Source organism: Candidatus Pseudomonas phytovorans (genome assembly GCA_029202525.1).
Lineage (GTDB): Bacteria > Pseudomonadota > Gammaproteobacteria > Pseudomonadales > Pseudomonadaceae > Aquipseudomonas > Aquipseudomonas phytovorans.
Window position 1 is genome coordinate 97,388 of the sequence record CP119325.1, and the last position, 11,554, is coordinate 108,941.

The window sequence follows — 11,554 nt, forward strand, 5'->3', positions numbered from 1 at the left end:
GACTGAGTATAGGCAAGGCGCGGCAACCTGCCGCAGGGCATTCAGCACAGCCAATCGTGTACTGTTTCAAGATTTATCTGGAACAATCCCCCTGTTTTTTGCGAACATACCCACTCCCAGCGTGACCATACGCGACCAACGGGTCGCATAACGGCGCTTTTAGTCTGATTTTGCCCCGCCTACTGCTTCATGTAGTATCCCGTGGCGCGGACTACAAAACGTCGTTTGGATGTCTGCCAAGGCGCCTGTGAAAATACGCACACTGCCCGCCAGCCTGTCTGGCAGGCTGCACCCAGCCGCGCTCGGGCTCACCCCCGGGGGCAAGCACTGGTACGTGTTTAGAGAAGCGCTACAGGCTTAATACAGAAGAGCGAAATAGCTGAGCAGAGTGAGGCAAGCAATGACTGGATACGTTCAAGTCGGTGGCCTTCAGGTCGCCAAGGTCCTGTACGACTTCGTGAACAACGAAGCCATCCCCGGGACCGGCATCGTCGCCGAGCAGTTCTGGGCAGGTGCAGAGAAGATCATCAATGACCTCGCTCCAAAGAACAAAGCCCTGCTCGCCAAGCGCGACGAGCTGCAAGCCAAGATCGACGCCTGGCACCAGGCACGCAAAGGCCAGGCACACGATGCCGTAGCCTACAAAGCATTCCTCCAGGAAATCGGCTACCTGCTGCCACAAGCCGACGATTTCCAGGCCACCACCCAGAACGTGGACGAAGAAATCGCCCACATGGCCGGCCCGCAGCTGGTTGTTCCGGTGATGAACGCCCGTTTCGCCCTGAACGCCGCCAACGCCCGCTGGGGTTCGCTGTATGACGCCCTGTACGGCACCGATGCCATCAGCGATGAAGGCGGCGCCGAGAAAGGCCAGGGTTACAACAAGGTTCGTGGCGACAAGGTCATCGCCTTCGCCCGCGCCTTCCTCGACGAAGCAGCGCCACTGGCTGCCGGCTCGCATGTCGATTCCACCGCCTACCGCATCGAAGGCGGCAAGCTGGTAGTTGCCCTGAAAGGCGGCAGCAACAGCGGCCTGCGCGACGACGCCCAGCTGATCGGCTTCCACGGCGATGCCGCTGCACCGACTGCCGTGCTGCTGAAACACAACGGCCTGCACTTCGAAATCCAGGTCGATGCCAGCACCCCGGTCGGCAGCACCGACGCCGCCAGCGTGAAAGACATCCTGATGGAATCGGCACTGACCACCATCATGGACTGCGAAGACTCGGTTGCCGCCGTCGACGCCGACGACAAGGTAATCGTCTACCGCAACTGGCTGGGCCTGATGAAAGGCGACCTGGCCGAAACCGTGAGCAAGGGTGGCAAAACCTTCACCCGCACCATGAACCCGGATCGCGAGTACGCTGCGCCCAATGGCGGCAGCGTGACCCTGCATGGCCGTTCGCTGCTGTTCGTGCGTAACGTTGGTCACCTGATGACCAACCCGGCGGTGCTCGATGCCCTGGGCAACGAAATCCCCGAAGGTATTCAGGATGGCCTGTTCACCAACCTGATCGCCTTGCACAACCTCAACGGCAACACCAGCCGCAAGAACACCCGCAGCGGCAGCGTGTACATCGTCAAGCCGAAGATGCACGGTCCTGAGGAAGTGGCATTCGCCGCCGAGATCTTCAGCCAGGTCGAAGACCTGCTGGGCATGCCGCGCAACACCGTCAAGGTCGGCATCATGGACGAGGAACGCCGTACCACGGTCAACCTCAAGTCCTGTATCAAGGCAGCTTCCGAGCGAGTGGCTTTCATCAACACCGGGTTCCTCGACCGCACGGGCGATGAGATCCACACCTCGATGGAAGCCGGCGCCGTGGTGCGCAAGGGCGCCATGAAAAACGAGAAGTGGATCGGCGCCTACGAGAACAACAACGTCGATGTTGGCCTGGCCACCGGCCTGCAAGGCCGTGCGCAGATCGGCAAGGGCATGTGGGCCATGCCCGACCTGATGGCTGCCATGCTTGAGCAGAAGATCGCCCACCCACTGGCCGGTGCCAACACCGCCTGGGTGCCATCGCCGACTGCCGCCACCCTGCACGCCCTGCACTACCACAAGGTCGACGTACAGGCCCGCCAGCGTGAACTGGCTTCGCGTACCCCGGCGTCGGTGGACGACATCCTGGCCATCCCGCTGGCCGCTGACACCAACTGGTCGGACGAAGAAATCCGCAACGAGCTGGACAACAACGCCCAGGGCATCCTTGGCTATGTAGTTCGCTGGATCGACCAAGGCGTGGGTTGCTCGAAGGTGCCGGACATCAACAACGTCGGCCTGATGGAAGACCGTGCCACCCTGCGCATTTCAGCCCAACTGCTGGCCAACTGGCTGCGCCATGGCGTGGTCAGCCAGGCGCAAGTGCTGGAAAGCCTCAAGCGTATGGCTGTCGTGGTTGACCAGCAGAACGCTGGCGATGCCCTGTACCAGCCGATGGCGCCGAGCTTCGAAGACAACATCGCGTTCCAGGCTGCTGTGGAGCTGGTGGTAGAAGGTGGCAAGCAGCCGAACGGTTATACCGAGCCGGTACTGCACCGCCGTCGCCGCGAGTTCAAGGCGCGTAACGGGTTGTAAGCAACATCTGCGAACAGGGGCCGCTTTGCGGCCCCTTTCCAGCTTCAATCAAGCTTCAGTTCTTTCTTCACCAGCTCCAGCAGCTTGCCCAGGTCTACGGGCTTAAGCAGGAAATCCACCACCCCCAGGTGCATCACGTCCACCGCCTCTTTCACATCAGTGTCGCCCGACACCACGATGATCGAAAGTGCCGCCCGCTCCGACTCGCGAATCTTGCGGATCATGTCCAGCCCATCCTCAGGCTGCATGCGCAAGTCCGTGATCATCAAACCGATCCGCTGCTGGTAGTGCAGGTACAACCTCGCCTCTTCGGCCCCGTCCGCCCCCACGCAATCTATGCCCCTGCTTTTCAGGTACAGCACCAGCGCTTCACGGTTCACCGCGTTGTCATCCACCACCAGCACCAACGGCTTGATTGCCACAGGCGCGCTCACCCCGGCCAAGGCCTCACGCTCGGCGTCGCTCAGGATGTCGGTGTGCTCAGGCATGGTCATCTCGTCAAAAAACTTCCGCTTCAGCTCTAGGACCGCAGTAAATGCATAACCCGAATCGCCTTTGGTCGGGTATTTGACAGCAGCGCTCCTAGACTTACGTCCAATGTGCACCACCGCGCCGCAAGCCGACCATGGAGGCAGAGAACAACATCGTCGGCACCTATATATAGATATATATATAGTTCGGCATAGCGATACGGTCAGTTTCATGAGCAAAAAAGACGCCTACAGCCAGGCGGGCAGGACTGCAGTACTGCAGAACATCCAGGGCACCCTGCAGTTCCTGCAGCGCTTTCCGCCTTTCAACCAGATGGAGCACAGCCACCTGGCCTACCTGGTCGAGCAGTGCCAGCTGCGGTTCTATGCCTGCGGCGAAAGGATCGTCAAACCCGCCGACGGGCCGGTCGAGCATTTCTACATCGTCAAGCAGGGCCGTGTGGTTGGTGAGCGCCAGCACCTGGTCAGGCCTGGCGTGGAGACCACCTTCGAAATCACCAGTGGCGAATGCTTTCCGCTGGCCGCCCTGCTGGGCGAGCGGGCCACCCGCACCGAGCACCTGGCCGGTGAAGACACCTTCTGCCTGCAACTGAACAAGGCGGCGTTCATCCGCGTGTTCTCGATGTCTGAAGTGTTTCGGGATTTTGCCTTGCGCGGTGTCAGCAGCCTGCTCGACCAGGTCAACCGACAGGTGCGACAGCGCGCTGTTGAAACCCTCGGCACCCAGTACTCGCTGAACACGCCCTTGGGTGAACTGGCCATGCGTCACCCGGTGGTGTGCACGGCTGAAACCCCACTGCGCGAAGCCGTGCGGCTGATGCACGAGCAGCAGGTCGGCAGCATCGTGGTGGTCGACCCGCAGCGCTACCCTACCGGCATCTTCACCCTGCGCGACCTGCGCCAGGTGGTGGCTTCGGCAGATGCCGACCTCGGCGCCCCCATCGAGCGGCACATGACGCTCAACCCCTTCTATCTCAGCCCGCAGGCCAGCGCTTTCGACGCGGCCATGGCCATGACCGAGCGGCATATCGCCCACGTGTGCCTGGTTGAAAACCGGCGCTTGTGCGGGGTGGTTTCCGAGCGTGACCTGTTCTCGCTGCAAAGGGTCGACCTGGTGCACCTGGCGCGTACCATTCGCCATGCGCCCCGGCTGGACACCCTGGTCTCGCTGCGCGGGGAAATCAGCCAACTGGTCGAGCGCATGCTCGCTCACGGCGCGTCGTCCACGCAGATCACCCAGATCATCACCCTGCTCAACGACCACACCGTGTGCCGGGTGATCGAACTGGCGCTGGCCGAGCGCGGTGACCCGGGCGTGCCGTTCAGCTGGTTGTGCTTTGGCAGCGAAGGGCGCCGCGAGCAGACCCTGTACACCGACCAGGACAACGGCATCCTCTTTGAAGCGGCCGACAGCGCAGAGGCCGACGCCATCCGCGCCCGGCTGCTGCCGTTGGCGCAGTACATCAACCAGTGCCTTGCCCAGTGCGGCTTTACCCTGTGCAAAGGCAACGTCATGGCCGGCAACCCGGACTTGTGCCTGTCGCGCAGCGAATGGGCACGGCGCTTTGCCGGCTTTGTTCGTGAAGCCAGCCCGGAAAACCTGCTGGGTTCGAGCATCTACTTCGACCTGCGCGTGGTGTGGGGCGATGAGCAAGGTTGCGAGCAACTGCGCCAGGGCCTGCTGGAGCAGGTGGCCGACAACCGCATCTTCCAGCGCATGCTGGCCGACAATGCCCTGCGCCAGCGCCCGCCGGTGGGCCGCCTGCGCGAGTTCGTGCTGACCCGCCAAGGCAATGACAAGGCCGCCACCCTCGACCTCAAGGTCCAGGGCCTGACGCCCTTCGTCGACGGTGCCCGGCTGTTGGCCCTGGCCAATGGCATTGGTGCCTGTAATACCCTGGAGCGCCTGGGCCAACTGGTTGCCAAGGGCGTGATCGAACCGCTGGACGGCGCGGCCTATGAAGAGGCCTACCACTTCATCCAGCAGACCCGCATGCAGCAGCACCAGCGCCAGGCCCGCGACAACCTGCCGTACACCAACCGGCTTGACCCGGACAGCCTCAACCACCTGGACCGGCGCATCCTGCGCGAGTCGCTACGCCAGGCCCAGCGCCTGCAAAGCAGCCTGGCCCTGCGGTACCAGTTATGAGCCTGTTCGCCTGGCTGCGCCCAAACGCGCCCGAACTGGACCACGCCACACGCCAGCGCCTGGCCCGGCTACCCAGGCCCGCGCCCCTGGGGGTATGTACCCTGCGCGAACAGCGCTGGGTGGTGCTGGACCTGGAAACCAGCGGGCTCAACCCCAACCGGGACCAGGTGCTGTCGATTGGCGCCGTGGCCATCGAAGACGGCGCCATCGATTTTGCCCAGCAGTTCGAACGCACCCTGCACAGGCCTTTGCAGAAGACCAACGCCAGCGTGCTGATTCACGGGCTGGGGCCAAGCGCCCTGGCCGCTGGCTGTGACCCGGCCGCGGCCTTGCTGGATTTGCTCGATTTTATTGGCGACAGCCCGGTGCTGGCGTTTCATGCACCATTCGACCAACGCATGCTGGCCCGTGCCCTGAAGGAGAGCCTTGGGCACCGCTTGCAGTCACTGTTCCTCGACGTTGCCGAACTGGCGCCGATGCTCAACCCCGAGACGGTGCTGCGCGAGGCCGGGCTGGATGACTGGGTGGCGCGGTTTGGCCTGCAGGTGGAAGAGCGCCACCATGCCAGCGCCGATGCCCAGGTGACCGCAGAGTTGGCGCTGATCCTGTTCAGCCAGGCCCGACGCCAGCAGCTGGACAGCCCGTTGCAATTAGAGCAGCGATTGCGCGGGTGGCGTCGCCGCAAGGTGCACAATCACGGCCTGTAAGGCGCTGAAAATCTCAAGCCACGCCTCATCAGTCTTTTCCATGATGGCAATCCGATAAGCGTCCATTGCACCCACCCCCTCCCCTCTGCAACAATCGCGAATAATTATCGTTAGTTAATGCATACGTTCCGGGGGGACGCTGCTTGTCTTCAGCACAGAGCCCACACGCCGATCTGGTCGGTGCGCTGTACCGCGACCACCGCAGCTGGTTGCTCGCCTGGCTGCAGCGCAGCATGGCCTGCCGCCAACGTGCCGAAGACCTGAGCCAGGACACCTTCGTGCGCCTGCTCGGCCGTGAGCAGCTGGACACGCCCCGCGAACCCCGCGCTTTTCTGGCTGCCGTGGCCAAGGGCCTGATGTTCGACCACTTCCGCCGCGCCGCACTGGAACAGGCCTACCTTGCCGAGCTGGCATTGATTCCGGAAGCCGAACAGCCCTCGCCAGAAGTGCAGTACCTGATCCTCGAAGATCTCAAAGCCATCGACCGCCTGCTCGGCAAGCTGTCGAGCAAAGCCCGCGCGGCGTTCCTGCACAACCGCCTGGACGGCATGGGCCACGCCGAAATCGCCGAGCGCCTGGGCGTTTCGGTATCCCGGGTACGTCAGTATCTCGCACAGGGCATGCGCCAGTGCTATGTGGCCCTGTACGGGGAACCGACGTGAGCAACGCACCGGTTTCGTCGCGGGTACTCGAAGCCGCCATTGCCTGGAAACTCAGCCTCGACGACGCCTGTGGCACCCCCGATGAGCGCAGCGAATTCATGCGCTGGCATGCAGCCAGCGAAGAGCACGCGCGTGCCTGGCGCCAGCTCGGCGCCATGGACCAGCGCGTCAGTGCGGCGGCCGGCCCGGCACGCCAGGCCCTGCTGCAATCACGCGTCAGCCTGCGCCGGCGCATCGGCAAGGCTGGCAGCGGGCTGGCCGGCATGTTCCTGCTCGGCTCGCTGTTGGCCTGGGTCGGCGCACCGTCATTGGCACCCAGCTACTGGCTGGCCGATCAGCGCACCGCTACCGGCGAGCTGCGTACCCTGCGTCTGGAAGACGGCACACTGCTTAGCCTCAATACCCATACCGCCGTGGATATCGACTACGCGGGCGAGCAGCGGGTGATCGTGCTGCACCAGGGTGAGATCTCGGTAGAAACCGGCCATAAAGACCCGCGTCCACTGCTGGTGCGTACCGACGATGGGCGCCTGCGACCACTGGGTACACGCTTCCTGGTGCGCCGCGAATCCGCAGGAACACGCTTGGAAGTGCTGCAAGCCTCGGTCGCCGCCATGGCGCATAACAGTGGTGACGAACACGTGCTGCATGAAGGCCAGCAGGTGCTGATGAACGCCAACGGCCTTGGCCAGGTCGGCACGGTGCCAGCAGGCGCCGATGCCTGGACCCGCGGCATGCTGGTAGTGGACAACGTGCGCCTGGGCGACTTGCTGGCCACGCTGGGCCAGTACCGCGGCGGCCACCTTGGGGTAGATGCCAAAGTCGCCGACCTGCGTGTAACCGGCAGCTTCCCGCTGACCGACACCAACCTGGCGCTGGAGTCGCTGGTGCCGGCATTGCCGGTGAAGATCGAGCGGCATACCCAGTGGTGGGTCAACGTCGTTCCCAAGTAAACCTGGTCCGGCCTTTTCGCGGGCTTGCCCGCTCCCACAAGTACTCCACAAGCTTCAAGCACTGTGATGTACCTGTGGGAGCGGGCATGCCCGCGAAGAGGCCGGTGCAGGCATAAGCCGGTTTTAAATAATTCTCACTTTTTTTCAGATTCGCCCTGTCACTTCTGAAATCTCGTTCGGCAAGGAATCAATAAACACTTATCTATCGAGGAGCCGCCGCATGTCCCGTGCCGTTGATCGTATCCTGCGCCCCAGTTTGATGGCCCTGGCCATCGGCCTGGCCGCCCCGCTGACCAGCCCTGCCCTGTTCGCCGCCGAACAATCCGCACCGCGCGCCTACGACTTGCCCAGCGCTCCTCTGGCCACCACGCTCAACCAGATCGCCAGCCAGGCCGGCATCGCCCTGGCCATCGACCCGGCACTGGTCAGCGGCCGCACCTCGGCCCCGGTAAGCGGCCAGTACAGCGGCCTCGGCGCCCTGCAAGCGGCCCTGCGCGGCACCGGCCTGCAGCTGCAGCAAAGCAGCGTCGGCAGCTACAGCCTGGTCGCGGTCCCGGATGGCACCCTCGCATTGCCGGAAACCACGGTAAATGCCACCAGCGCTGGCGAAAGCGCCTGGGGCCCGGTCGAAGGCTACCTGGCCAAGCGCACTGCTGTGGGGACCAAGACCGACACCGCCTTGGTCGAAGTACCGCGCTCCATCTCCGTTGCCACCCGCCAGCAAATGAGTGACCGCGGCGTGCACAGCCTGGATGATGCCGTGCGCTACATGCCGGGTATCGTCTCCGCCAGCTTCGGCAGCGATACCCGTTATGACTGGATGCGCGTGCGCGGTTTCGAGCCAACCCAGTTCCTCGATGGCTTGCCACTGCCACGCGGCGTGTATGCCAACCCGAAAGCCGAAACCTGGAACCTCGACCGCCTTGCACTGCTGCGCGGCCCGGCCTCCTCGATCTACGGCCAAACCCCGCCCGGCGGCCTGCTGGACATGGTCAGCCGCCGCCCGCAAACCGAAAGCGAGCACGAGATCGAACTTCAGTACGGCAGCGACAACCACCGCCAGATCAACTTTGCCAGCACTGGCAAGATCGACGATGAAGGCCGCTTCCTTTACGGCGTCAGCGGTGTGATCCGCGACGGCGGCACGCAGATCGACCACATCGACGATAAGCGCTACAACATCGCCCCGAGCCTGACCTGGAACATCGACGAAGACACTACGTTGACTTTGCTGACCCAGTTCACCCGGGACGATACTGGCGCCACCAGCCAGTTCCGGCCCATCCAGGGCACCAAGATCGACATGCCGTTCGGCAAGATCTCGCACCACAAGAACCTGGGTGACCCGGATTACGAATTCTACGACCGTACCTACTACGCGCTGGGCTACGCCTTCGAACACCGCATCAACGACGTGTGGCAGTTCCGTCAGAACCTGCGTTACACCAAGACAGACCTGGCGTTCCAGACCATCACGCCAGGCAGCTACTACCAGCCCGGTGGCCCGGTGAAAGACGATGGCACGGTAAGCCGCATGTCCACCAACACCGACGAAGACATCAGCCAGTTCGCCGTGGACAACAACTTCCAGGCCGATTTCGCCACCGGCGACATCACCCACACCCTGCTGCTCGGCCTGGACCACCAGCGCATCAACACCAATTACCTGTCGATCTTCGGCTTCAACGTGCCGGACAGCAACGTCAACAACCCGGTCTACGGGGTGCCGATCACCCGCCCGGACCGCTCGACGGCATTCTACGACTACAACCAGAAATCCCGTCAGACAGGCCTGTATGTTCAGGACCAGATGGCGCTCGGCAACTGGCGCCTGACCTTGGGCGGTCGTGAGGACTGGGTACATACCGGTACCAAGTATCTTAACCAAGGTGATGCCACCAATACCCAGCGCGACAAGAAGTTCAGCGGCAACGCGGCTATCAGCTACGTGTTTGATTCGGGCTTCGTGCCGTACCTTTCGTATGCCGAGTCGTTCCAACCTGCCAGCAATGCCAGCGCTTCTGCGACCGAGTCGTTCAAGCCGACCGAAGGCCAGCAGTGGGAGTTGGGCGTCAAGTACCAGCCACCGGGCTCCAACACCCTACTTTCGGCAGCTGTGTATGACCTGACCCAGAAGAACGTCTCGGTCACCAACAACGTGGGTGGCGTAACCGTCACCAGCCAGACCGGCGAAGTGAAAGTCCATGGCCTTGAGCTAGAAGCGGTTTCCGACGTTACCGAAAACCTAAAAGTGATTGCCGCTTACACCCTCGCCAAATCTGAAGTGCAGGACGGCATCTACAAAGGTAACCGCCTGCAATTGATGCCTAACCAGCAAGCCTCGGTATGGAGTGACTACACCTGGCACTCCGGCGTGCTCGACGGCTTCGGCATCGGCCTGGGTGCGCGCTACACCGGCAATACCTACGGTGACCAGGGCAATACCTACCTGGGCAAGGCCAAGGCCTACACCGTGTTCGATGCGTCGGTGCATTACGACCTCGGGCGCCTGAGCAGCAGCCTGAAAGGCGCGTCGGTTGCGGTCAACGCCACCAACCTGCTGAACAAAGACTACCTGTCTACCTGTGACTCGTACTACTGCTACTACGGCGACGAGCGCAGCGTAGTGGCCAGCGCCAACTATAAGTTCTGAGTGAACCGGGGCCGCTTTGCGGCCCCGGTTTCCATCAGGCAAAAATCGGTACCGTGATGAAAAGCACAACCATCCGCCGCTGGTCCGTGGTCCACACCTGGAGCAGCCTGGTCTGCACCCTCTTCCTGCTGTTGCTGGCACTCACCGGCCTGCCGCTGATTTTCCACCACGAACTTGAACACCTGCTCGGCGACGCCCCCGAACTGCGCGTAATGCCGGCAGATACCCCGCACCTCGACCTGCAGCAGCTTGTCCTGAAGGCAGAGCAGCACCGCCCCGGCGAGGTCATGCAGTACTTCGGCTACGACGAAGACGAACCCAATGGCGTGGTCGCCATTACCGCCGCCACCGCAGGCACCGACCCCAACCTGTCGCACACCTTCATGCTTGACGCCCGCACCGGCGAAGCGGTGGCCATGCCGGCCGCCAATGGCGGGTTCATGATGATCATGCTGCGCCTGCACGTAGACATGTTCGCCGGCTTGCCCGGCAAACTGCTGCTGGCCTTCATGGGTGTATTGTTCATTGTCGCAATCATCTCCGGCACAGTGCTCTACGCACCGTTCATGCGCCGCCTGGACTTCGGCACCGTACGCCACGACAAATCCCGCCGCCTGCGCTGGCTAGACCTGCACAACCTGATCGGCGTGGTTACCCTGGCCTGGGCGCTTACGGTGGGCGTGACCGGCGTGATCAGCGCCCTGTCCGACCTGGTCATCGCGGCCTGGCGCAACGACAGCCTGGCCGCCATGGTCGCCCCCTACCGTGACGCGCCGCCGCTCACCGAACGCGCGCCAGCCACGCGTTTGCTGGAGATTGCCCAACAGGCCGCCCCCGGCATGCGCCCGGACTTCATCGCCTTCCCCGGCACGCGCTTTTCCAGCGAGCACCACTATGCCGTGTTCATGAACGGCGCCACGCACCTCAGCTCGCACCTGTTCACGCCTGTGCTGATCGATGCCCGCACCCTCGACGTGACCGCAGTCGGCGAGCGACCCTGGTACATGGACGCCATGGGCCTGTCGCAACCGCTGCACTTCGGCGACTACGGCGGCCGCCCGATGCAGATACTGTGGGCTGTGCTGGATGTGCTGACCATCATCGTACTCGCCAGCGGCGTGTACCTCTGGTGGGGCAAGCAACGCCGCCCACGGGAGGGCAAGGCATGAGCCATCGCTCGCGATCGACCCTCAGGGTTTTTGCCTGGCCGGCCGCCATCGCCTTGCTGAGTGCGCTGGGGCTGTTTGCCGCGCTGCTCGGCGATGGTGCCTGGGACATGCTTGCCTGGCTTGGCCTTGGCGTCCCCGCATGGCTTAGCCTGCGAGGCCTGCGCAGGTGAGGTAGCCGGCTAACCCCGGGCT

9 protein-coding genes are annotated in these 11,554 nt (G+C 63.1%); 8 read left to right on the forward strand and 1 reads right to left on the reverse strand.

Going from position 1 to position 11,554, the window contains the following annotated elements; translation table 11 throughout:
- The first annotated feature begins 400 nt into the window (after positions 1-400).
- Positions 401-2,578, forward strand: coding sequence for a malate synthase G (locus P0Y58_00435; GenBank protein WEK30690.1), 2,178 nt, complete (start codon positions 401-403; stop codon positions 2,576-2,578).
- A 44-nt stretch (positions 2,579-2,622) separates the two neighbouring features.
- Here the strand turns inward: P0Y58_00435 and P0Y58_00440 are convergent, their stop codons facing one another.
- On the reverse strand, positions 2,623-3,072 hold the full coding sequence (locus P0Y58_00440) for a response regulator (GenBank protein WEK30691.1): 450 nt from the start codon (positions 3,070-3,072) through the stop codon (positions 2,623-2,625).
- 208 nt (positions 3,073-3,280) lie between these two features.
- Here P0Y58_00440 and P0Y58_00445 point away from each other — a divergent pair, with 208 nt between their 5' ends.
- The 7 genes from P0Y58_00445 (at position 3,281) to P0Y58_00475 (ending at position 11,532) form a co-directional block, all read left to right on the forward strand.
- Positions 3,281-5,218, forward strand: a complete 1,938-nt coding sequence (locus P0Y58_00445) for a DUF294 nucleotidyltransferase-like domain-containing protein (GenBank protein ID WEK30692.1) — start codon at positions 3,281-3,283, stop codon at positions 5,216-5,218.
- Entirely contained in the window at positions 5,215-5,925 is a 711-nt protein-coding gene (locus P0Y58_00450) for a 3'-5' exonuclease (protein ID WEK30693.1), read from the forward strand. The genes P0Y58_00445 and P0Y58_00450 overlap by 4 nt, the downstream gene beginning before the upstream one ends.
- Positions 5,926-6,068: 143 nt before the next feature.
- Positions 6,069-6,587, forward strand: a complete 519-nt coding sequence (locus P0Y58_00455) for an RNA polymerase sigma factor (GenBank protein WEK30694.1) — start codon at positions 6,069-6,071, stop codon at positions 6,585-6,587.
- The gene (locus P0Y58_00460) at positions 6,584-7,540 is read left to right on the forward strand and encodes a FecR family protein (GenBank protein ID WEK30695.1); all 957 of its coding nucleotides are present in this window, start codon (positions 6,584-6,586) and stop codon (positions 7,538-7,540) included. The genes P0Y58_00455 and P0Y58_00460 overlap by 4 nt, the downstream gene beginning before the upstream one ends.
- A 220-nt stretch (positions 7,541-7,760) precedes the next feature.
- Complete coding sequence (locus tag P0Y58_00465; GenBank protein ID WEK30696.1) at positions 7,761-10,193, forward strand: TonB-dependent siderophore receptor; 2,433 nt, start codon at positions 7,761-7,763, stop codon at positions 10,191-10,193.
- A gap of 56 nt (positions 10,194-10,249) precedes the next feature.
- A complete protein-coding gene (locus tag P0Y58_00470; protein ID WEK30697.1) occupies positions 10,250-11,362 on the forward strand; it encodes a PepSY-associated TM helix domain-containing protein in 1,113 nt (370 codons plus the stop codon).
- Positions 11,359-11,532, forward strand: a complete 174-nt coding sequence (locus P0Y58_00475) for a hypothetical protein (GenBank protein ID WEK30698.1) — start codon at positions 11,359-11,361, stop codon at positions 11,530-11,532. The genes P0Y58_00470 and P0Y58_00475 overlap by 4 nt, the downstream gene beginning before the upstream one ends.
- Positions 11,533-11,554 lie beyond the last annotated feature (22 nt).

Bases quoted from the DNA above. Each gene is read 5' to 3' on its own strand.
- P0Y58_00435 (WEK30690.1), top strand. From the start codon at position 401: ATGACTGGATACGTTCAAGTCGGTGGCCTTCAGGTCGCCAAGGTCCTG.
- P0Y58_00440 (WEK30691.1), bottom strand. From the start codon at position 3,072: ATGACCATGCCTGAGCACACCGACATCCTGAGCGACGCCGAGCGTGAG.
- P0Y58_00445 (WEK30692.1), top strand. From the start codon at position 3,281: ATGAGCAAAAAAGACGCCTACAGCCAGGCGGGCAGGACTGCAGTACTG.
- P0Y58_00450 (WEK30693.1), top strand. From the start codon at position 5,215: ATGAGCCTGTTCGCCTGGCTGCGCCCAAACGCGCCCGAACTGGACCAC.
- P0Y58_00465 (WEK30696.1), top strand. From the start codon at position 7,761: ATGTCCCGTGCCGTTGATCGTATCCTGCGCCCCAGTTTGATGGCCCTG.
- P0Y58_00470 (WEK30697.1), top strand. From the start codon at position 10,250: ATGAAAAGCACAACCATCCGCCGCTGGTCCGTGGTCCACACCTGGAGC.
- P0Y58_00475 (WEK30698.1), top strand. From the start codon at position 11,359: ATGAGCCATCGCTCGCGATCGACCCTCAGGGTTTTTGCCTGGCCGGCC.